Raw genomic sequence first — 20,105 nt, forward strand, 5'->3', positions numbered from 1 at the left:
TAAATTAAGAATGAAGAATTAAGAGGGAAGAATTTTTGAAAATGGGGGAAGGGTGATGTAGTGAGATTGCGACAGGCTGGTAGGAGGAAAGATTATGGTGATAGCTAATTTCATTATGCTATAATAAAAAAATATGCTATAAGCAAAACAAATTCTGCTTATAGCATATTGACGGATTCTTGGAATTCCCTATTTCAAGTACCATTCGTACATTCTTTGTACGCCTTCCTCGATTTCAATTTTGTGATGCCACCCCAAAGAGTGCAGTTTCGAAGGATCGGTCAGCTTGCGCATAGTGCCGTCCGGTTTGCTGCTGTCGAAGGTCAGTTTACCTTGATAGCCGACAGTTTCTACAATGCGTTCAGCCAGTTGGCGGATAGTGATTTCCTTTCCCGTGCCGATATTGATATGGCAGTTGCGGATGTCCTTGTCGCCTTCCTTATACGTGTCTTTGAAGTCCACATGTTCCATGACGAATACACTTGCATCAGCCATTTCCTCGCTCCAAAGAAACTCGCGAAGCGGAGTACCTGTACCCCAAAGAGTGACTTCCGTTTCGCTGATTCCGTATTTTTGCAGAATAGCTAGAATTTCTTCTTTCGGACTGTCTCCGTTGACGCCTTCTACCGGACGCAGGTTCATATCCTTGCGTACAGCTTCCCAGTTACCCTCTTTCAGGCAATGTGCCAGATGGATTTTCCGGATCATGGCAGGCAGTACATGGCTACGTTCCAAATCGAAATTATCATTCGGACCGTAGAGATTTGTCGGCATGACAGCGATATAATTCGTGCCATATTGCAGGTTGAAACTTTCGCACATCTTCAATCCGGCGATTTTGGCGATTGCATACGGCTCGTTGGTATATTCCAGCGGAGAAGTAAGCAATACATCTTCTTTCATCGGCTGTTCCGCATCACGCGGATAAATGCACGTGCTGCCTAAGAACAGCAGTTTCTTCACATTATGGCGGAAGCTCTCACCGATTACATTCTGTTGAATCTGCAGATTCTTGTAGATAAAGTCAGCACGGTAGATACTGTTTGCCATGATACCACCTACGAAAGCAGCGGCAAGGAAAACATATTCCGGCTGTTCTTCATCGAAGAATTTACGGACAGCTACGCCATCCAATAGATCGAGTTCCTTGTGGGTGCGGCCTACCAGATTGGTATATCCTTTATCCTGCAAATTTTTCCAGATAGCAGATCCCACAAGACCGTGATGTCCTGCTACATATATCTTTGCATTCTTTTCCATTCTATCTTTTATTTGTTCACTACAGAGGACACAGAGGACACGGAGGATTTTATGTTTTCCTCTGTGCCCTCCGTGTCCTCTGTGGTGAAATGAAATTCATTTAATGTTTGGTAGCAATCATTCGTTTTACTTTCTCCATATCGTGGCGTACCATGATACTTACCAGTTCTTCAAATGAAGTCTTGCGCGGATTCCAGTTCAGCAAAGTCTTAGCTTTTGTGGGGTCACCAAGTAGTTGTTCAACTTCCGATGGACGGAAATATTTAGGATCTACTTCTACCAAAGCCTTTCCGGTAGCCACGTCAATGCCTTTCTCGTTCACGCCTTCACCTTCCCAACGAAGTTCGATACCGGCTTCTTTGAATGCCAATGTCGCAAATTCGCGCACGGTGTGCATCTCACCGGTAGCAATCACGAAGTCTTCCGGAACGTCATGCTGCAGAATCAGCCACATGCATTCCACGTAATCTTTGGCATATCCCCAGTCGCGGCGTGCATCCAGATTACCCAGATACAGTTTGTCTTGTTCACCTTGTGCGATACGTGCGGCAGCCAGGGAAATTTTACGGGTAACGAAAGTCTCGCCGCGACGTTCGCTCTCGTGGTTGAACAGAATACCGTTTACGGCAAACATACCGTAGCTTTCACGATAATTCTTGGTAATCCAGAAACCATATTGTTTGGCTACCCCATACGGAGAACGGGGATAGAACGGAGTTGTCTCTTTCTGTGGAACTTCCTGCACCTTACCGAACAATTCGGAAGTGGAAGCCTGATAGATGCGGGTTTTCTTTTCCAATCCCAGAATGCGTACAGCTTCGAGCATACGCAACGTACCGACAGCATCCGCCTCGGCTGTGTATTCCGGAACATCGAATGAAACTTTCACGTGGCTTTGAGCAGCGAGATTGTAGATTTCATCCGGTTGCACCTGTTGAATGATTCGGATTAACGAACTAGAATCTGTCATATCCCCATAATGCAGATTGATCGTACGTTTCTGTTTCATGTCGCGTACCCACTCGTCAAAATACAAATGTTCAATACGTCCGGTATTGAACGATGAAGAACGACGGAGAATACCGTGCACTTCATAACCTTTTTGCAATAGAAACTCGGCAAGATAAGAACCATCCTGCCCGGTAATGCCTGATATTAGGGCTTTTTTCATACGCTATTATTTAATAAATCAAAAATATGGGTGCAAATGTCGGTATTTTTTGTGACCCATGCAAGCCACATTCTATTTATTTTTCAGCATGGTTATTCAGCACAGTTTTTCCCATCATTTTGTCGATAATCAGTGCGATAGCTCCGTCACCGGTCACATTGCAGGCCGTCCCGAAACTATCCATAGCGATGTAAAGAGCAATCATCAATGCCTGTGCCGATTCATCGAAACCCAACATGGATTGCAAGATTCCCAAAGATGCCATGATGGCTCCGCCCGGAACTCCCGGTGCGGCTACCATCGTGATTCCCAGCATGAAGATAAAACCGGCAAAGAGTGGGAAGTCGAACGGCATTCCCTGCATCATCATCAGTGCCAGAGCACAGGCTACGATTTTCAGTGTACTTCCCGACAGATGGATTGTGGCGCACAACGGAATCACAAAACCGGTTATATCCGCCGAAACACCATTCTTTTTCGTCTGTTCCAGTGTCACGGGAATAGTGGCAGCCGATGATTGTGTGCCCAATGCCGTGAAATAGGCAGGCATCATCTTCCCCAATAGTTTGAACGGATTTTTGTGTACAAACAGCGCTGCGATAGAATACTGAAAGACCAGCAGGAAGATATGCAAAATGAAAATGACTCCGATAATCTTAATAAATACCATCAGAATGGAGTACACCTGTCCCGAATGAGTCATATTCAAGAAGATACCGAAGATATAAAGCGGAAGCAAGGGGAGAATTACCGCACTGATCATACGGACGATGATTGCCTGAAAATCCCGTGCTACGTTTTTCAGAGCATCGCTGTTCAGCGAAGCCAATCCCAATCCTAATGTGAAAGCGAGAACCAAAGCTGTCATTACGTTCATCAATGGAGGAATGGAAACGGAGAAATAAGGAAGAATTCCTTTTGCCTCGCTCACTTCCTCAAGCGGCACGCCCGGTTCAATTAATGACGGGAATACCGTGACTCCGGTGAAGTAAGAGAGGAACCCCGAGAACAGGGTGGCGAAATAAGCGATAAGAGCGGTGACGAGCAACATCTTTCCTGCGCCTTTACCGATGTCGGCAATAGCTACAGTGACCAATCCGACGATAATCAACGGAATGGAGAAATTAAGAAATTCACTGAAAATGCCGTTGAATGTTACAAATATCCGGACAAGAGGAGCCGGGAAAAAAGTGCCGATGGCGATGCCTAGAATAATAGCGATAATAATGCGGGCTAATAAACCGATTTTGATTTTCTTCATCCTTGTTTCTATATAGTTAATTGCAAAAATAATATTTTAATCTAAATATAGCGAACAAATGTCTGTTTCAATTGTTACTATGGTAATCAATATTACAAAATATACAAGTTATGGCAAATCAGAATAAAACAGATATTGGACTTATAGGCTTGGCTGTAATGGGCGAGAATCTTGCTTTGAACATGGAGAGTAAAGGATGGAATGTATCGGTTTATAACCGTACCGTTCCGGGAGTTGAAGAAGGAGTGGTGGATCGTTTCATGAACGGACGTGCGAAGGGCAAAAACATTGAAGGATTCACAGATATAAAGGACTTTGTAGATTCAATCGCTACTCCCCGTAAAATAATGATGATGGTTCGTGCCGGGAGTCCGGTAGACGAACTGATGGAACAGCTTTTTCCTCTGCTTTCACCCGGAGATATTCTTATCGATGGAGGTAACTCCAATTACGAAGATACCAACCGTCGTGTCAAACTGGCCGAGTCGAAAGGTTTTCTTTTCGTCGGCAGCGGTGTGTCTGGTGGTGAAGAGGGAGCTTTGAACGGAGCGTCTATTATGCCCGGCGGCTCGGAAAAAGCATGGCCGGAAGTGAAACCTATTCTTCAAAGCATTGCGGCGAAAGCGTCTGACGGCACTCCTTGTTGTCAGTGGGTAGGGCCGGCGGGATCCGGTCACTTTGTAAAGATGATCCATAACGGTATCGAATATGGTGATATGCAGTTGATTGCCGAAGCATATTGGGTGATGAAAAACCTGCTCGACTTGAATAATGAAGAGATGGCAGATGCCTTTTCCCGTTGGAATGAGGGCAAACTCCGCAGTTACCTCATCGAGATAACAGCCAACATCTTGCGTCATAAAGACAAGACCGGAGGTTATCTTATTGATAAGATTTTGGATGCGGCCGGACAGAAAGGAACCGGCAAATGGTCGGTTATCAACGCTATGGAACTCGGGATGCCGTTGGGACTGATTGCCACTGCGGTGTTTGAGCGCAGTCTTTCCGCACAAAAGGAATTACGCCATCAAGCTTCCCACCACTTCCCGCGCCAACATACACAACCTATATATAATAAGGTGGAGCTCGTGAAGGATATCTTCTCTGCCCTTTATGCTTCCAAACTCGTCTCATACGCTCAAGGATTTGCCGTGCTGCAACGTGCTTCCGATACATTCGGCTGGCAGCTCGATCTGGCTTCCATCGCCCGTATGTGGCGTGGCGGATGCATCATCCGCAGTATTTTCCTGAACGATATTGCCGCTGCCTTCGAAGCCACCGACAAGCCCAAACACTTGTTGATGGCTCCTTATTTCAGGGAAGAAATGAAGGCGTCACTCTCCGGATGGAAGAGCCTTGTAGCCGAAGCCATGAAAGAAGAACTTCCTGTCCCCGCTTTCTCTTCTGCCTTGAATTACTTCTATTCGCTTACTTCTGCCGATCTGCCCGCTAATATGGTGCAGGCACAGCGCGATTATTTCGGTGCGCACACCTTTGAGCGTAAAGACGAACTGCGCGGACAGTTCTTCCACGAAAACTGGACAGGACATGGCGGTGACACGAAATCGGGCACATATAATGTGTAAGTAGGATGTCTTTCGGAGTAATAAGACTATTTTATGAATTAAGAAATAAAAAGCGACAATGGATAAATTCGCAATGATAATTTTTGGCGCCTCAGGCGACCTTACCAAACGTAAGTTGATGCCTGCCCTTTACTCGCTCTTCCGTGAAAAGCGGTTAACAGGTGATTTTCATATACTGGGTATCGGACGTACGATTTATTCTGACGAGGATTATCGCTCGTATATATCAGGTGAACTTCGGACTTTCGTGAAATCCGAAGAACAGGATGCGGCACTGATGGAGGCTTTCATCTCGCATCTGTGTTACTTGCCCATGGATCCGGCAAAGGAAGAAGGATATGCCATGCTCCGCCAACGTCTGGTGGAGTTGACCAATGAGGTGGATCCGGATAATCTGCTGTTCTACCTTGCCACTCCGCCTTCACTTTACGGTGTTGTTCCCTTGCATCTGAAAGCTGCAGGACTGAATACTCCCCATTCGCGTATCATCGTTGAAAAACCTTTCGGTTACGACCTCGAATCGGCACGTGAATTGAATAAAATTTATGCTTCTGTTTTCGAAGAACATCAGATTTACCGTATTGACCATTTTCTCGGTAAAGAGACAGCGCAAAATGTGTTGGCTTTCCGTTTTGCCAATGGTATTTTCGAGCCTCTCTGGAACAGGAATTATATCGACTACGTAGAAATTACCGCTGTAGAGAATCTGGGAATCGAGCAACGTGGCGGATTCTACGAAACGGCGGGAGCTTTGCGGGATATGGTACAGAATCATTTGATTCAGCTTGTAGCTCTTACTGCCATGGAACCTCCTGCTATCTTCAATGCGGATAACTTCCGTAATGAGGTGGTGAAAGTATATGAGTCTCTGACACCGCTGAATGAAGAAGATTTGAATGAGCATATTGTGCGCGGGCAATATACCTCTTCCGGTACTAAAAAAGGATATCGTGAAGAGAAAGGGGTAGCTCCCGACTCGCGTACGGAAACATACATTGCCATGAAGCTGGGTATCAGTAACTGGCGTTGGAGCGGCGTTCCGTTTTACATCCGTACCGGCAAGCAAATGCCGACTAAAGTGACGGAAATCGTGGTTCATTTCCGCGAGACACCTCATCAGATGTTCCGTTGTTCAGGTGGCAATTGCCCACGTGCGAATAAATTGATTCTTCGTTTGCAACCGAATGAAGGAATTGTGCTCAAGATAGGCATGAAAGTGCCTGGTGCGGGCTTTGAAGTCCGTCAGGTGACAATGGATTTCAGTTATGCCCAGTTGGGTGGAGTGCCGAGTGGTGACGCTTACGCACGTCTGATAGACGATTGCATTCAGGGCGATCCGACTTTATTCACCCGGAGTGACGCCGTGGAGGCTTCATGGACATTCTTCGATCCGGTACTTCGCTATTGGAAAGAGAATCCCGACGCACCGCTTTACGGTTATCCGGTCGGTACGTGGGGACCTTTGGAAAGTGAAGCGATGATGCATGAGCACGGGGCTGACTGGACCAATCCTTGTAAGAATTTGACGAATACAGACCAATATTGTGAATTATGAAAGTAACTGTTTTTCCCTCGTCCATTGAAACTTCACGTGGACTGATACTCCGTCTGGTGGAAATCATGAATAATGAACCGGACAGAATATTCAATATCGCAGTTAGCGGCGGCAGTACTCCTGCTCTAATGTTCGATTTGTGGGCGAACGAATATATGGAAACTACCCCCTGGAATCGTATGTGTATTTATTGGGTAGACGAACGCTGTGTTCCCCCCGATGATTCGGACAGCAATTACGGAATGATGCGTAATCTACTTTTAGGAATGGCTCCCATTCCTTATGAGAATGTCTTTCGTATTCGTGGTGAAGTCAAACCGGTGAAAGAAGCGGCCCGTTATTCGGAGTTGGTCAAGCAACAAGTACCGTCCAAGCAGGGATGGCCAGAGTTTGATATTATACTGTTGGGTGCAGGAGACGATGGTCATACTTCCTCCATTTTCCCCGGACAAGAAGAACTGTTGACTTCCGCTTCTGTTTATGTAGTCAGTATTAATCCCCGTAACGGGCAGAAGCGCATCGCAATGACCGGTTATCCGATATTGAATGCCCGTCACGTTATTTTCCTGATAACTGGAAAGGGTAAAGCTGATGTGGTAGAAGAAATCTGTAAGTCGGGAGATGTAGGGCCCGCAGCCTATGTAGCTCATCATGCGCAGAATGTGGAACTGTTTATGGATGAAGGAGCTGCGCTATACATTGGCGACCGTAAATAATAAAGAGTTCGGAGGAGAGTTACACTTTTGTAATCTCCTCCACGATGTATTTATCTTCTACTTTTTTACAAGTACATACAAAGTACTCCGGGTGCTTCAAGGCTCCTTGCAAAGTATCAGGAAGAATGATCTCTTTGGTTCGCCTGTCTACTGCTACCATTGCATACAAGATACCTTCACTTTTACACTTCTCAATAAGTGCACTTTTTAATTCCTCTACGTTAAATTCCATTTATGTGAGATTTTATTGTTGCAAAGTTATGGAAATTATGAATATTTTGTGCAATAATATTCTTATAATATAAAATAGCTCCCTAGTTCGTCCGCTGACGAGGGAGCTATTTAACACAAAAACTAAACTAGACTTAACTAAACTATTCTATTCTTGGAATTTCACAATCCCTTTCTGTTCGTTGCAAAGGTAGGGATAAAACAGGTTTTGGCAAACTATAATCGACAAAAATCTCGTTTTTACCGATAAAATAGGGAATCATCAACTTCTTTCATCAAGGAATGCTTGGAAAACCTGTTTGTAACTGTCACTGATGGGGATGTATGTTTTGTCAAAAACAATGCGTCCACGATCTATTACACGTATCTTATCCTTTTGAACGATGAAAGAGCGATGCACACGTATAAAACGGCTGGAAGGCAAAAGTTCTTCCATCGCTTTCATACTCATAAGGGACAGTATTGGCTTGGAGGCGTCTTCCGTATAGATTTTAATGTAATCTTTTAATCCTTCGATATACATGATTTTCTTTAATTCCACTTGTACCAATTTGTAGTCACTTTTTACAAAAATACTGTCTATCTCCTCTGGCTTCTGAACCAGTTCGAACCATTGAAGCGCTTTGTTGGCTGCCTGTAGGAAGTCGATGTATGAAATCGGCTTTAATAGATAGTCAAGTGCGTTGACACGATAGCCATCGATGGCATACTGTCCAAAGGCGGTAGTGAATACGATACGGGTACGGGAATCCACCATTTTTGAGAATTCCAGTCCGTTAAGTTCGGGCATTTGGATATCCAGAAACAAGAGGTCAACTTCCTCGCCAGGCAATTCTTTCATTGCCTGAACAGCGCTGGAGTATTTTCCTACGAGTTGTAGAAACGGGGTTTTGTTTGCATAACTTTCCAAAAGGCCGAGAGCCAAAGGCTCATCATCTACGATTGCACAACGTAATACCATACTACTATTCTATTAATATAAAATTCTATACTTAATGTTTTCTCTCTACTCTTTGATCTTAATGCTCAATTTTGATTCGTAACACTTCCCGTCCCGTGAAGTGCCTTTCGACCAAGTGTAAGCCCCCGGATAAAGTATCTCCAGCCGTCGGCTGACTTGTTCTAACCCCACGCCCGAACCACTTTTATCCCACACTTCCTTGGGGAAATTACTATTGCGGATTTCGCAGATCACTTCTTGGTCGTTCTCGGAAATATGAATGTGGATGAAACTAGCTTCGGTAGGGGAGATACCGTGCTTGAAGGCATTTTCTATCAATGAAATAAAGATTAGCGGGGCGATCAGTGTCTGGCAGTTTGGGCGAATATCGAATTGAGTACTCATCTGTACATTAGCCGACAGGCGGATACGCATCAGTTCGATATAGTTACGGATGAAATCAACCTCTTTACAGAGCGGGACATACGTCTGCTGATTGTCATATAATACGTATCGAAGCAATTTGCTCAGTTCTTGCACAGCTTGTTGAGCTTTGTCCGAATCGAATGCGATTAAAGCATAAATATTATTCAGAGTATTCAACAAAAAGTGAGGGTTCAACTGATTGCGCAGATTTTTCAGTTCGGCTTCCGTGCGATTCCGTTCCGCTTCCTTGCGGGCAGCCTCGTTTTGCGTCCATCGTGCGCTCATACGGATAGCGGCACTCAATCCGATAGTGAAAACAAGGCTTAGCATATCTCGCAGGAAAAACAACCATCCCGGAGGCATACCCGGACGTCTGGGCTTGTTCTCAAATGACGGATCGAATGTCAGACTTTGCCAGAGATGAAGCAGTATCCCGATGATACACAACAAGATAATGTTGTAGACAATATATCTTTTTGATTGATTCTGAAAAAGATATCGGGGGACCAGAAAGAAGTAATTGACGTAGAACACAATCATAAAAGAAAGCGGTACGGCAAAATGGCGTATATAAGCCATCCAGTTAATGTTCCCGTTTCCGCGTTCTACGAAAAAGAACGGGAAACCGAACATAATCCCCCAGCTGATAATGTGTATCAGTATCTCCAGGGGACGACGTGCGGATGTAAAGGTTTGTTTCATAAAGACAAAGATAGCTCTTTATTCGTATCTGATAGCTTCAATCGGGTCTAAATCTGCTGCTTTTTTGGCAGGATACCATCCAAAGAAGACTCCGGTGACGGTACAGACGGCAAAAGAGAGGAATACACTCCACGGCTGGATATAGATAGGCCAATGCGCCACGCTTTTGACTATCCAACTGGCTCCGCAGCCGATGACCACTCCGATGATTCCTCCTGTGATACTGATCATGATGGCTTCGATAAGGAATTGGCTCAGAATGTCGATTCCTCGTGCGCCGACCGACATTCGCAGACCGATTTCACGGGTTCGTTCCGTGACGGATACATACATGATATTCATAATTCCGATACCGCCTACAACCAATGAGATGCCGGCAATACAAGCAAGCAGGGTGGTCATTAAATCGGTGGTAGAGTTGAGCATTGTACTCAATTCCTGTTGTGTACGAATGGTGAAATCATCATCGTCAGAGGTCTTTAACTTATGATTGCGACGAAGAATCGTGCTGATTTCATCTGTAGCGTATTCTGTCATATCTTCGGTGAGGGCGGAGGCGAAGATACCTTGCAGATAGGTAACGGCAAGCAGACGTTTCATCACCGTTGTGTAGGGAGCAAGTACTACTGCATCCTGATCCTGTCCTATAGAATTGTATCCTTTTGACTTGAGCACACCTACCACTCGGAAGGGGATCTTGCTAAAACGGATAATTTTTCCCACCGGATCGCTGCCGTCGGGAAAAAGATTGTCTACTATTGTCTTTCCTATCACGCATACTTTTGCCGAGCTTTGTATGTCGGCTTCCGTGAACATCTCACCGTTCTCCACCGTTAATTGGCGGATATCGAGATATTCCGTTCCAACCCCGTTCACGGAGGCAGGATAGTTGTTGTTGCCGACAATAAGCTGCCCCGATGAAGAGACATTGGGGCTGATGGCTGACAGGAATTTGGTCTCGTCACGCAAAGCCTCGTAGTCGGTGAGCTTTAACGTTTGCATGGCAGACGGATCTTGGCGCACACCTCCACGCATATCGGCTCCGGGATGAATCATAATCATGTTCGATCCCATTTCGGAAATTTGTTGCTGGATACTTTTCTTCGAACCTTGTCCGATGGCAAGCATCGTGATGACGGAAGCGACACCGATGATAATACCGAGCATGGTGAGAAATGCACGCAATTTGTTGTTTGCCAATGCGCGGAGAGCTATCTTGAATAAATTGGTTCCATTCATGTTGTTAGTAATTAGTTATTTCGTTAAACGCGGTCTATCCTTCTTCGTCATTTTTTGGTAATGCAGCCAATGCTTCAGCAGCGGATAGTATTTCCGGATTAGCGGTATCCTCTATGACATGACCGTCGCGCAGGCGGATATTCCGGCTGCTATATTGCGCAATCTCCGGATTATGCGTTACGAAGATGATGGTGCGTCCTTCCGCATGAAGCTTTTGAAAGAGGACAAGTATCTCAAATGAGGTACGGGTGTCGAGGTTTCCGGTTGCTTCATCGGCAAGAATCACAGCCGGATTGTTGACCAATGCGCGTGCAATGGCCACCCGTTGCATTTGCCCACCGGACATCTGGTTTGATTTGTGTTCCAGACGGTCACCTAATCCTACGGCCTGCAGAGATTCGATGGCACGGCGACGGCGTTCGGCGGCACTGACAGAAGAGTTGTACATAAGTGGCAGTTCTACGTTTTCTACAGCCGTTGTTTTGGGCAACAAGTTATAGTTTTGGAACACGAATCCGATTTTCCTGTTCCGCAAGACTGCACGTTGAGGCTTGCTCATAGTGCGGACGGGGATGTCGCTGAGCAGATATTCACCGCTCGTCGGAGTATCCAGGCAACCCAGAATATTCAGTAACGTAGATTTTCCCGAACCGGAAGTACCCATGATAGTGACAAACTCCCCTTCGTGAATGGTGAACGAAACACCTCGTAACGCATGGACGGTTTCATCACCTACCTGAAAGTTACGCTTGATATTTTGTATTTCAATTACTTTCTTCATGGTGTTTGTCACTTGTTGTTTTTCTTCTTACTTCCCGGAGGGCCAGGCATGAACGGGCTTCTTTCTCCTCCGCTCTGTTGGTTGGGTCCGGCTTCCATATTTTCGCCCGGCATGGCACCGATAGTAGCTTCCGTCACAATTTTAGCGCCTTCGGAGATACCACTGATAATTTCCGTCGACATACCGTTACTGATTCCTATCTCTACCGGATGGGCAGTGAATGTATTTCCTTCGCGTGTCCAAAGTTTATGTTTACCTTTACAGTCATTTACGATGTCGTTAGCACCGATTAAAGGTTTTTCGGGTACGAAACGCAATGCTTTGTTCGGTACGGAAAGTACGTCTTTTTTATCAAGGATATAGATGGTGACATTGGCCGTCAGACGTGGTTTCAGTTTCAAATCGGGATTGGGAGCGGAGATTACCACTTCATAAGTAACCACCGTGCTACTGCTGGTACTTGTACTGCTGGTACTGCTTGCATCGCCCAAACGAATCTGGGTCACAACACCTTCAAAGGTATCATTAGGATATGCGTCCACCGTAAAACTGGCGCGCTGTCCTTCTTCTACGCCACCTATATCGGCTTCATCCACATCAGCCACTACCTGCATCTGCGTCAAGTCCGCAGCGATAGTGAACAGGGTAGGAGTCTCGAATCCGGAAGCGACAGTCTGTCCGGCTTCCACATCACGGCTGATAACAACTCCGTCGATAGGCGAAGTGATGGTAGCGTATGATAAGTTACGCTCTGCCTTTGCGAGAGAGGCCTTACTGCTGTCATAGCTGCTCTTCGCCTTCTGATAGTTGTAGAGGGCTTGTTCGAAATCCGTGTCGCTGATGAGTGATTTTTCGTGCAAGCCTTTGCTACGTTCATAGTTTTTCTTCTGATATTCATATTCGGCTTTCGCACCGTCGTATGTCGCTTGTTGTGAAGCCAATTCACTTTGCAGTGTGACGCGGTCCATTTCGGCAATCAATTGTCCTTTGGTGACTGTTGAGTTATAATCTACATAAATCTTGTCGATGATACCCGATACCTGTGTACCGACTTCGACTTCCGTCACCGGCTCTATCGTTCCGGTAGCAGTTACCGAATTTGAAATATCGCCTTTGCTGACAGCGACGGTAGCATACGTGACTTTATGCTTGGCGGGTGAACCGGTGAAGAACCAGATTCCTATACCTACTACCGCAATGACTGCCACGGCGATTAGGATAATCTTTTTCGTTTTCATTCGTTTATGATGCTTTTAATTAATATACGTTTTATAATGTCAATTTGTCTCCTTGATAGAATTTCAGCAACTGTGTGTTTAGTATGGCCATATATTTAGCCTGAAGTTGTTCTTGTTGAGCTTGTAGCAAGTTATTCTTTTCGGTGAGGAGCTCCACCGTATTTTTCATACCCAGATTGAACTGTTCGCTGATCAGGTCATAGCTGATCTGCGTACTTCTCAGTTTTTCGTTGGCTGCCGCATAACGTTGTTGTGCGCTGTTTGCGTCCAACCAAAGACTTTCGATGGTCTTATAGAGGGCTTTTTGTTCGTCAAGTAAGGAAAGCATATCCGTTTCGCGTTGCAGCTTAGCTTTTTGTACAGCACTTTTTGTCTGGCGGTTATTAAAGATAGGTACACTGACAGACAATCCGATGGAATTATTCCATCCGTTTTTCACTTGTTCGCCGAAAGTGAAATCGCTTCCACTTGTATGGTTTGTGCCGATGCCTGCGCTGAGGCTGATAGTGGGGAAGTAACTCGATTTGGCAATATCAATGCCTAGTTCGGAAGCCTCTACATTCAACTTACTTGCCTCGATTTCGGGACGGATGGCAAGGGCGCTTACATAGACATCCTTTTTGGCAGGTAACGGAGCCAGTACGTTTTCATCGGACAGTTTAGGGAGGTAGACGTTCATTTCATTCTCTCCGTCCAGTTCGAGCAATTGTTTCAGTTGCAATTTGTAATCTTGTAAGGTGGCTTGCGCTGTGACAAGTTGATAACGGTCTGTGCTTACCTGAGCCTCTAACTGTGCGAAGTCACTTTTGGCAATACTTCCGGCATTGAGAAGTTCCTGTCCGCGATCACGCTGGGCAATGGAGACTTGCAGTGTGTTTTCATTTACCCTGACGGATTCGGCGGCATAAAGAATCTGGATATAAATTTGTGCAATCGACTCTTTAATCGTATTTTCCGAAGTGGCTACATCCAATTCGGCTACCTGGTTGTTCAGCCGTTCCTGTTTGAGAGTTTTGAGTCGCTTACTGCCGTTGTATATAGTCCACGAGGCATTCAGGCCATAATTGCCGTTGTAACTTGTTTTACTGTTGCTGCTGATGATTTCGCTGCCACTCACCCGGCTGCTCGTCTCCTGATAGGGGCGATTCACTACTTGCTGGCTGGTAGAGAACGAAAGGCTGGGAAATAGAGCCGCTTTGGCAGTCTTTACGTCAATCTGTGTGCTTTCCGCAGTCACACGGTTCTTGCGAATCGTAATATTCTGTTCCAAAGCATAGTCGATGCAAGATTGCAAATCCCATTGAGCGGGGAGTCTGGCTTCATTTAACGTATCGGCTTGCAACGAAAAATCTTGTGCAGATATGTCGGAAAGCATACCTGCACCAAGAAATGTCATCACTGCCAATCTTCTTACATTTATCATATTCATACTTCTATTGATTTATTGGTAACGAAGGTACGTACATATTATATTAGTGGCAAAAGTGATAGACGGATCATTGAATTTTACCGTTAAATGATTTTTTTCTGTCGATAGGGAGATTAGCTGGGAAAAACACAATAAATCTCGCAACAATTCGGGGATTTGTTTGTTTTTATTATAAATATTGTATATTTGTACTCATTACAAATTCTAACAACGATATATGAAGAATGCACTGCTTGCCGTTTGGAACTTTTATTTGGAAGGTTTCCGCAGTATGACACTTGGTCGTACATTGTGGGTTATTATCCTTTTGAAATTATTCGTCATGTTCTTTATCCTCAAATTATTCTTTTTCCCGAATTTCCTTAGTGATCACCCTACGGAGGCAGAAAAAGGAGCGTATGTGGGTAATGAACTGATAGAACGTGCCCTTCCGGAGAAACCGATTGATTTTTAACCCTTAAACAACATAAGATTATGATTGAAAGTATTGACACCTCGCTGATCGATTGGTCGAGAGCCCAATTTGCGATGACAGCTATGTATCATTGGATTTTTGTTCCGCTTACACTTGGACTGGCAGTGGTGATGGGAATCATGGAGACGCTGTATTATAAAACAGGAAATGAATTCTGGAAAAAGACTGCTCAGTTCTGGATGAAGCTTTTCGGTATCAACTTCGCTATTGGTGTAGCGACCGGTTTGATTCTGGAATTTGAATTCGGTACAAACTGGAGTAATTATTCGTGGTTTGTTGGTGACATTTTCGGAGCACCGTTGGCAATTGAAGGGATTTTGGCATTCTTCATGGAAGCCACATTTATAGCTGTGATGTTTTTCGGCTGGGGAAAAGTGAGCAAACGCTTCCATCTGGCTTCTACCTGGCTGACGGGATTGGGAGCAACTATTTCTGCTTGGTGGATTCTGGTGGCCAATGCATGGATGCAACATCCGGTAGGAATGGAGTTCAATCCCGATACGGTGCGTAATGAGATGGTAGATTTCTGGGCTGTGGCTACATCACCTGTGGCTGTCAACAAGTTCTTTCATACCGTATTGTCCGGTTGGGTGCTAGGCGGTGTGTTCGTGGTCGGCATTAGTTGCTGGTATTTGTTGAAGAAACGTAATCGTGAGTTTGCACTTGCGAGCATAAAAATTGGTGCTATCTTCGGACTAGTGGCATCGTTACTCGCCGCTTGGACAGGAGACGGTTCCGGTTATCAGATTGCACAGACACAGCCGATGAAGCTGGCTGCTGTGGAAGGCCTGTATGAGGGTGGAACGAATGTAGGACTAGTAGGAATAGGAGTGCTTAACCCTGAAAAGGAAACTTATGATGATGGGAAAGAACCTTTTCTCTTCCGTTTTGAGATACCGAGTCTGCTTTCTTTTCTGGCGGAACGTGATGCGGGCGGTTACGTTCCGGGAATCACAAACATTATTGAAGGCGGTTATCAAATGAAAGACGGTACGACGGCTCTCTCGGCAGCCGAGAAGATAGAACGCGGGAAAACGGCTATTGGGGCATTGGCAGCCTATCGTGCGGCAAAGAGTGCAGGTCATGAAGAGGACGCGCAAGTAGCATATAAAGTGTTGCAGGAGAATATCCCCTATTTTGGATATGGGTATATTAAAGATGTGAATCAGTTGGTTCCGAATGTTCCTTTGAATTTTTATGCGTTCCGTGTCATGGTAATTCTCGGAGGATATTTTATTTTGTTCTTTATTGTAGTATTGTTCTTTGTTTATAAGAAAGATTTGAGTAAGATGCGCTGGATGCATTGGGTCGCTTTGCTTACTATTCCTTTGGGATACATTGCCGGACAAGCGGGATGGGTGGTTGCCGAGTGTGGTCGTCAGCCTTGGGCAATTCGTGATATGCTGCCTACAACGGCTGCTATCTCCAAACTTGATGTGGGTTCCGTACAGACTACTTTCTTTATTTTCCTGTTCCTGTTTACTGTAATGTTGATTGCCGGTACCGGAATTATGGTGAAGGCTATCAAGAAAGGACCGGATACGGAAGATAATATGAATACTAATCATTAATTGTAAAGGCTATGTATATATTTCTACAACAATATTGGTGGCTTGTCGTTTCCTTGCTGGGAGCTATCCTCGTATTTTTATTGTTTGTGCAAGGAGGTAATTCTTTGTTGTTCTGTCTCGGTAAGACGGAAGAACACCGGAAAATGATGGTGAATTCTACCGGTCGTAAGTGGGAGTTTACATTTACTACACTGGTCACGTTCGGAGGGGCTTTCTTTGCTTCTTTTCCATTGTTTTATAGTACAAGTTTCGGTGGAGCTTATTGGCTTTGGATGATTATTCTTTTCAGCTTTGTATTGCAGGCTGTCAGTTATGAGTTTCAGAGCAAAGCGGGAAATCTGTTGGGCAAAAAGACATATCAGACTTTTCTGGTGATTAATGGAGTAGTAGGGCCGTTGTTGCTTGGCGGAGCTGTGGCGACTTTCTTCACAGGTTCCGATTTCTATATCAATAAAGCTAATATGACGGATACTGTTATGCCGGTAATCAGTCATTGGGGGAATGGCTGGCATGGATTGGATGCACTGACAAATATATGGAATGTTATTCTTGGATTAGCAGTATTCTTCCTTGCCCGTGTGCTGGGTGCGCTTTACTTCATTAATAATATTGCGGACAAAGAACTGACGGATAAATGTCGTCGTGCGGTGCGGAATAATACGATTCTGTTTCTTGTGTTCTTCTTGACATTTGTGATTCGTACATTGGTTTCTGATGGCTTTGCCGTGAATCCGGATACACAGGAGATTTATATGCAACCCTTTAAATATTTCATGAACTTTATCGAAATGCCCGTAGTTTTGATCTTATTCCTGATAGGAGTGGTGTTGGTACTCTTCGGTATTGGCAAGACGTTGCTTAGAAAGACTTTTGATAAGGGTATCTGGTTTACAGGGATTGGGACGGTATTGACTGTTTTGTCTTTGCTGTTGGTGGCAGGATATAATAATACTGCTTATTATCCGTCTTATACGGACCTGCAAAGCTCATTGACTTTGGCTAACAGTTGTTCTAGTGAGTTTACATTAAAGACGATGGCTTATGTTTCTATACTTGTCCCGTTTGTGATAGCTTATATATTCTATGCTTGGCGTAGTATCGACCGTCATAAGATAACGGAAAAAGAGATGGACGAGGGAGGACACTCTTATTAAGTTGAGAGTTGAAAGTTGAGAATTGAGAGTTGGCTGCGCAATAGTAATATTATTGCGCAGCCAACTTTTTGTTTTAATGTCGGACTGGATAGAAAAACAGTTTTTGATTCTTACCTATTTGACTACATTTTCCGGTGTTCCGGCGATGTATGCTTGCAGATTGCTGATTGCAATGTTCATCAATCTTTCGCGGGCTTCTAGGGTTGCCCATGCAATATGTGGAGTGATGTAGCAGTTCTTGGCTGTCAGCAACGGGTTATCAGCATGGGGAGGTTCGGTAGAGAGTACGTCTACTCCTGCTGCAAAAATCTTACCACTGTTCAGAGCATCTGCCAAATCTTGTTCATTGATTAGCGGTCCACGCCCGGTATTGATTAAGATAGCTGTTGGCTTCATCATGGCAAGACGACGGGCATTAACCATCTCATGTGTCTCCGGAGTAAGCGGGCAATGTAAACTGATAATATCACATTCGCTGAAAAGTTGGTCTAAATCCATCTTCTTGATTTCGGGTGGTAATTGGAAATGAGACTTTGAAGTCAACGCATACACTTGCATACCAAAACCTATGGCAACACGTGCTGTTGTATATCCGGTATTTCCCAATCCGACCAGACCTATTTTCTTATCTCTCAATTCTATCAGCGGCGTATCCCAGAAACAGAAATCTTTGCTGTTCGTCCAGCGGCCTTTATGCACTTCTTCCGAATGATGTTGCACTTGCTGGCTGATATTCAATATGTGGGCAAATACCATTTGGGCAACGGAAGCTGTGCTGTATGAAGGAATGTTAGTGACAACAATACCCCGTTCTTTAGCTGCAACTGTATCAACTACATTGTATCCGGTAGCTAATACACCGATATATTTCAATTCGGGCAGTGCAGCCATGTGTTCTGCATTAATGATTACTTTATTAGTCAGGAGTATTTCTGCTCCGGCTGCACGTTCTAATACTTCTTCGGGAGCAGTACGGTCGTAAATCACGCATTCTCCTAAGGCTTTTATCCCTTCCCAAGACAAATCGCCGGGATTGGCTGCAAAACCATCTAAAACAATAATTTTCATTTCGATTTTATATTAATAATATGTTATACGTCTTTTTTGAACTTGTCTCCCCACAGTTGTATCATCCGTTCGGCATGTTTCTGTTCTGCCGGATTATTCTGCGGTTTCCAGATACGTTTGTCTTTCAATTCGTCCGGAAGGAACTGTTGTTTCACAAAATTTCCTTCATAATTGTGAGCATACTTGTACTCTTGTCCATAGCCTAATTGCTTCATCAGCTTCGTAGGTGCATTGCGCAAGTGTAATGGGACAGGTAGATTACCTGTCGAGCGAACCAACTCCAGTGCATCATTAATGGCATTATACGCTGAATTGCTTTTAGGGCTGGTTGCCAGATATATGGTCGTTTCAGCTAAAGGAATTCTTCCTTCGGGCCATCCGATTTTCATCAATGTATCGAAACAGGCATTAGCAAGAAGCAAGGCATTGGGATTTGCCAAGCCGATATCTTCGGAGGCCGAAATAACCAGTCGGCGGGCAATGAAAGCCGGATCTTCACCGCCTTCCACCATACGGGCAAGCCAATAGATTGCTCCGTCCGGATCACTGCCACGAATAGACTTGATGAAGGCTGAAATAATATCATAATGCATTTCCCCGTCTTTATCGTATGCCAACGGGTTTTGTTGTAATCGTTCAGTCACCATTTCATCAGTGATCACAACGGTGTCTTCAGCTTCGGATTCAACGACCAGCTCTAATATATTAAGGAGTTTGCGTGCGTCTCCACCGGAAAAGCGCAGCATGGCAGTTGTTTCTTTTAGTTCGATTTTACGTTCTTTCAGTACAGTATCCGTAGTGATGGCACGTTGCAGGAGTTCCAGCAAATCTTCCTTCTCCAGCGATTTGAGTACATAGAGCTGGCAGCGGGACAGAAGCGGACGGATAACCTCGAACGACGGATTTTCCGTTGTTGCTCCGATTAGTGTGACGGTTCCGTTCTCTACAGCTCCCAACAAAGAATCCTGTTGTGATTTACTGAATCGATGGATTTCATCGATGAATAGGATAGGGCTGGACTGGGAGAAGAATCGGTTGCTTTTGGCACGGTCTATCACTTCACGCACATCCTTTACCCCTGAAGTCACTGCGCTTAAAGTAAAAAACGGGGTTTCCAGCTTATTGGCAATGATTTGTGCCAATGTAGTTTTGCCTACCCCGGGAGGTCCCCAGAGGATAAAGGAGGAGATGCGTCCTGCGTCAATCATCTTTCGCAGGATAGCACCCGGTCCTACTAAATGTTTCTGACCGATATATTCGTCTAATGTTTTGGGGCGTAATCGCTCTGCTAAAGGTTGCATA

The 20,105-nt window shown here is 44.8% G+C and carries 18 protein-coding genes; 6 read left to right on the forward strand and 12 right to left on the reverse strand.

Annotated elements, in window-relative coordinates; translation table 11 throughout:
- Window positions 1–189: 189 nt before the first annotated feature.
- The 3 genes from BACFIN_RS08895 to BACFIN_RS08885 form a co-directional block, all read right to left on the reverse strand.
- Window positions 190–1,260: a GDP-L-fucose synthase family protein gene (locus BACFIN_RS08895; RefSeq protein ID WP_007753932.1), complete on the reverse strand. Its 1,071-nt coding sequence runs from the start codon at window positions 1,258–1,260 to the stop codon at window positions 190–192.
- Window positions 1,261–1,360: 100 nt separating this feature from the next.
- The gene (gmd, locus tag BACFIN_RS08890) at window positions 1,361–2,431 is read right to left on the reverse strand and encodes a GDP-mannose 4,6-dehydratase (protein ID WP_007753935.1); all 1,071 of its coding nucleotides are present in this window, start codon (window positions 2,429–2,431) and stop codon (window positions 1,361–1,363) included.
- Window positions 2,432–2,507: 76 nt separating this feature from the next.
- Window positions 2,508–3,692 (reverse strand): dicarboxylate/amino acid:cation symporter, encoded by a 1,185-nt coding sequence (locus tag BACFIN_RS08885; RefSeq protein WP_007753939.1) that lies wholly within the window; start codon window positions 3,690–3,692, stop codon window positions 2,508–2,510.
- 110 nt (window positions 3,693–3,802) lie between these two features.
- Between BACFIN_RS08885 and gnd the strand changes: the two genes are divergently transcribed.
- Genes gnd through pgl form a run of 3 tightly spaced genes read left to right on the forward strand, consistent with a single transcriptional unit; the run spans window position 3,803 to window position 7,549 of the window.
- Window positions 3,803–5,278, forward strand: a complete 1,476-nt coding sequence (gene gnd / locus BACFIN_RS08880; RefSeq protein WP_007753941.1) for a decarboxylating NADP(+)-dependent phosphogluconate dehydrogenase — start codon at window positions 3,803–3,805, stop codon at window positions 5,276–5,278.
- A 58-nt stretch (window positions 5,279–5,336) separates the two neighbouring features.
- Window positions 5,337–6,833 (forward strand): glucose-6-phosphate dehydrogenase, encoded by a 1,497-nt coding sequence (gene zwf, locus BACFIN_RS08875; RefSeq protein WP_007753944.1) that lies wholly within the window; start codon window positions 5,337–5,339, stop codon window positions 6,831–6,833.
- Window positions 6,830–7,549, forward strand: a complete 720-nt coding sequence (gene pgl / locus BACFIN_RS08870) for a 6-phosphogluconolactonase (protein ID WP_007753945.1) — start codon at window positions 6,830–6,832, stop codon at window positions 7,547–7,549. The genes zwf and pgl overlap by 4 nt, the downstream gene beginning before the upstream one ends.
- A 19-nt stretch (window positions 7,550–7,568) precedes the next feature.
- Here pgl and BACFIN_RS08865 read toward each other — a convergent pair whose 3' ends face one another.
- From BACFIN_RS08865 to BACFIN_RS08835, 7 genes are all read right to left on the reverse strand, one after another.
- Window positions 7,569–7,781 carry a hypothetical protein gene (locus tag BACFIN_RS08865; RefSeq protein WP_007753948.1) on the reverse strand — a complete coding sequence of 71 codons (213 nt, stop codon included), beginning with the start codon at window positions 7,779–7,781 and terminating at the stop codon, window positions 7,569–7,571.
- Between the two features lie 261 nt (window positions 7,782–8,042).
- A complete protein-coding gene (locus tag BACFIN_RS08860; protein WP_007753952.1) occupies window positions 8,043–8,741 on the reverse strand; it encodes a LytR/AlgR family response regulator transcription factor in 699 nt (232 codons plus the stop codon).
- Between the two features lie 45 nt (window positions 8,742–8,786).
- Window positions 8,787–9,848 carry a sensor histidine kinase gene (locus BACFIN_RS08855; RefSeq protein ID WP_007753954.1) on the reverse strand — a complete coding sequence of 354 codons (1,062 nt, stop codon included), beginning with the start codon at window positions 9,846–9,848 and terminating at the stop codon, window positions 8,787–8,789.
- An 18-nt stretch (window positions 9,849–9,866) separates the two neighbouring features.
- Window positions 9,867–11,087 carry an ABC transporter permease gene (locus BACFIN_RS08850; RefSeq protein WP_007753962.1) on the reverse strand — a complete coding sequence of 407 codons (1,221 nt, stop codon included), beginning with the start codon at window positions 11,085–11,087 and terminating at the stop codon, window positions 9,867–9,869.
- Between the two features lie 34 nt (window positions 11,088–11,121).
- Window positions 11,122–11,868 carry an ABC transporter ATP-binding protein gene (locus BACFIN_RS08845; protein ID WP_007753972.1) on the reverse strand — a complete coding sequence of 249 codons (747 nt, stop codon included), beginning with the start codon at window positions 11,866–11,868 and terminating at the stop codon, window positions 11,122–11,124.
- A gap of 8 nt (window positions 11,869–11,876) precedes the next feature.
- Window positions 11,877–13,106, reverse strand: a complete 1,230-nt coding sequence (locus BACFIN_RS08840) for an efflux RND transporter periplasmic adaptor subunit (RefSeq protein ID WP_007753980.1) — start codon at window positions 13,104–13,106, stop codon at window positions 11,877–11,879.
- A 31-nt stretch (window positions 13,107–13,137) separates the two neighbouring features.
- Window positions 13,138–14,535 carry a TolC family protein gene (locus BACFIN_RS08835; RefSeq protein ID WP_007753981.1) on the reverse strand — a complete coding sequence of 466 codons (1,398 nt, stop codon included), beginning with the start codon at window positions 14,533–14,535 and terminating at the stop codon, window positions 13,138–13,140.
- 217 nt (window positions 14,536–14,752) lie between these two features.
- On the opposite strand from BACFIN_RS08835, the gene BACFIN_RS08830 reads away from it, so the two are divergent.
- Genes BACFIN_RS08830 through cydB form a run of 3 tightly spaced genes read left to right on the forward strand, consistent with a single transcriptional unit; the run spans window position 14,753 to window position 17,735 of the window.
- Window positions 14,753–14,989: a DUF4492 domain-containing protein gene (locus BACFIN_RS08830; RefSeq protein ID WP_007753982.1), complete on the forward strand. Its 237-nt coding sequence runs from the start codon at window positions 14,753–14,755 to the stop codon at window positions 14,987–14,989.
- Between the two features lie 20 nt (window positions 14,990–15,009).
- Window positions 15,010–16,581 carry a cytochrome ubiquinol oxidase subunit I gene (locus BACFIN_RS08825; RefSeq protein ID WP_007753988.1) on the forward strand — a complete coding sequence of 524 codons (1,572 nt, stop codon included), beginning with the start codon at window positions 15,010–15,012 and terminating at the stop codon, window positions 16,579–16,581.
- Between the two features lie 11 nt (window positions 16,582–16,592).
- Window positions 16,593–17,735: a cytochrome d ubiquinol oxidase subunit II gene (gene cydB / locus BACFIN_RS08820; protein WP_007753990.1), complete on the forward strand. Its 1,143-nt coding sequence runs from the start codon at window positions 16,593–16,595 to the stop codon at window positions 17,733–17,735.
- Window positions 17,736–17,849: 114 nt separating this feature from the next.
- Here cydB and BACFIN_RS08815 read toward each other — a convergent pair whose 3' ends face one another.
- Window positions 17,850–18,803 carry a D-2-hydroxyacid dehydrogenase gene (locus tag BACFIN_RS08815; RefSeq protein ID WP_007753992.1) on the reverse strand — a complete coding sequence of 318 codons (954 nt, stop codon included), beginning with the start codon at window positions 18,801–18,803 and terminating at the stop codon, window positions 17,850–17,852.
- Window positions 18,804–18,826: 23 nt separating this feature from the next.
- Window positions 18,827–20,104 carry a replication-associated recombination protein A gene (locus tag BACFIN_RS08810; protein WP_007753994.1) on the reverse strand — a complete coding sequence of 426 codons (1,278 nt, stop codon included), beginning with the start codon at window positions 20,102–20,104 and terminating at the stop codon, window positions 18,827–18,829.
- Window position 20,105 lies beyond the last annotated feature (1 nt).

Source organism: Bacteroides finegoldii DSM 17565, assembly GCF_000156195.1.
GTDB classification, from domain to species: domain Bacteria; phylum Bacteroidota; class Bacteroidia; order Bacteroidales; family Bacteroidaceae; genus Bacteroides; species Bacteroides finegoldii.

Excerpts from the sequence above, each read along its gene's own strand:
- BACFIN_RS08895 (WP_007753932.1), bottom strand. The coding sequence starts at position 1,260 with ATGGAAAAGAATGCAAAGATATATGTAGCAGGACATCACGGTCTTGTG.
- gmd (WP_007753935.1), bottom strand. The coding sequence starts at position 2,431 with ATGAAAAAAGCCCTAATATCAGGCATTACCGGGCAGGATGGTTCTTAT.
- BACFIN_RS08885 (WP_007753939.1), bottom strand. The coding sequence starts at position 3,692 with ATGAAGAAAATCAAAATCGGTTTATTAGCCCGCATTATTATCGCTATT.
- gnd (WP_007753941.1), top strand. The coding sequence starts at position 3,803 with ATGGCAAATCAGAATAAAACAGATATTGGACTTATAGGCTTGGCTGTA.
- zwf (WP_007753944.1), top strand. The coding sequence starts at position 5,337 with ATGGATAAATTCGCAATGATAATTTTTGGCGCCTCAGGCGACCTTACC.
- pgl (WP_007753945.1), top strand. The coding sequence starts at position 6,830 with ATGAAAGTAACTGTTTTTCCCTCGTCCATTGAAACTTCACGTGGACTG.
- BACFIN_RS08865 (WP_007753948.1), bottom strand. The coding sequence starts at position 7,781 with ATGGAATTTAACGTAGAGGAATTAAAAAGTGCACTTATTGAGAAGTGT.
- BACFIN_RS08860 (WP_007753952.1), bottom strand. The coding sequence starts at position 8,741 with ATGGTATTACGTTGTGCAATCGTAGATGATGAGCCTTTGGCTCTCGGC.
- BACFIN_RS08855 (WP_007753954.1), bottom strand. The coding sequence starts at position 9,848 with ATGAAACAAACCTTTACATCCGCACGTCGTCCCCTGGAGATACTGATA.
- BACFIN_RS08850 (WP_007753962.1), bottom strand. The coding sequence starts at position 11,087 with ATGAATGGAACCAATTTATTCAAGATAGCTCTCCGCGCATTGGCAAAC.
- BACFIN_RS08845 (WP_007753972.1), bottom strand. The coding sequence starts at position 11,868 with ATGAAGAAAGTAATTGAAATACAAAATATCAAGCGTAACTTTCAGGTA.
- BACFIN_RS08840 (WP_007753980.1), bottom strand. The coding sequence starts at position 13,106 with ATGAAAACGAAAAAGATTATCCTAATCGCCGTGGCAGTCATTGCGGTA.
- BACFIN_RS08835 (WP_007753981.1), bottom strand. The coding sequence starts at position 14,535 with ATGAATATGATAAATGTAAGAAGATTGGCAGTGATGACATTTCTTGGT.
- BACFIN_RS08830 (WP_007753982.1), top strand. The coding sequence starts at position 14,753 with ATGAAGAATGCACTGCTTGCCGTTTGGAACTTTTATTTGGAAGGTTTC.
- BACFIN_RS08825 (WP_007753988.1), top strand. The coding sequence starts at position 15,010 with ATGATTGAAAGTATTGACACCTCGCTGATCGATTGGTCGAGAGCCCAA.
- cydB (WP_007753990.1), top strand. The coding sequence starts at position 16,593 with ATGTATATATTTCTACAACAATATTGGTGGCTTGTCGTTTCCTTGCTG.
- BACFIN_RS08815 (WP_007753992.1), bottom strand. The coding sequence starts at position 18,803 with ATGAAAATTATTGTTTTAGATGGTTTTGCAGCCAATCCCGGCGATTTG.
- BACFIN_RS08810 (WP_007753994.1), bottom strand. The coding sequence starts at position 20,104 with ATGCAACCTTTAGCAGAGCGATTACGCCCCAAAACATTAGACGAATAT.